The organism is Streptococcus dentapri (assembly GCF_042649885.1).
Taxonomy (GTDB): domain Bacteria; phylum Bacillota; class Bacilli; order Lactobacillales; family Streptococcaceae; genus Streptococcus; species Streptococcus dentapri.
The window spans coordinates 1-511 of record NZ_JBHSAC010000094.1 but is presented as its reverse complement, the minus strand read 5'-3'; the positions used below and the strand labels follow the sequence as shown (position 1 = coordinate 511).

3 tRNA genes are annotated in these 511 nt (G+C 46.8%); all 3 read right to left on the bottom strand.

Annotated elements, in window-relative coordinates:
- Positions 1-19: 19 nt before the first annotated feature.
- A tRNA-Leu gene (locus ACFOSE_RS09680) sits at positions 20-101 on the bottom strand.
- 5 nt (positions 102-106) lie between these two features.
- Positions 107-179, bottom strand: a tRNA-Lys gene (locus ACFOSE_RS09675).
- 106 nt (positions 180-285) lie between these two features.
- A tRNA-Asp gene (locus ACFOSE_RS09670) sits at positions 286-358 on the bottom strand.
- Positions 359-511 lie beyond the last annotated feature (153 nt).

The window sequence follows — 511 nt, the reverse complement described above, 5'->3', positions numbered from 1 at the left end:
GCCGGCCTAATCTTTCTTATGCGGGTTAAGGGACTTGAACCCCCACGCCGTTAAGCGCCAGATCCTAAATCTGGTGCGTCTGCCAATTCCGCCAAACCCGCATCCATGACCCGTACTGGGCTCGAACCAGTGACCCTTTGATTAAAAGTCAAATGCTCTACCAACTGAGCTAACGAGTCTCGTAAATATGACGCAAACTTCAAAATGTCTTACAGACATTCTACTAAGGACGTAAGCTACGCTTGCTTCATTGCCAACTTCAAAATGTCTTACAGACATTTTGAACGGTCCCGACGGGAATCGAACCCGCGATCTTCGCCGTGACAGGGCGACGTGATAACCGCTACACCACGGGACCTATTAATTATATTCAGACCAAAATCCTAGTTAAAAAGATAAACTTCCTTTTGTTATACGGATTTCTTAACGTCTTCATAACTTATGGGAGTTAACGGGTTCGAACCGCTGACCCTCTGCTTGTAAGGCAGATGCTCTCCCAGCTGAGCTAAAC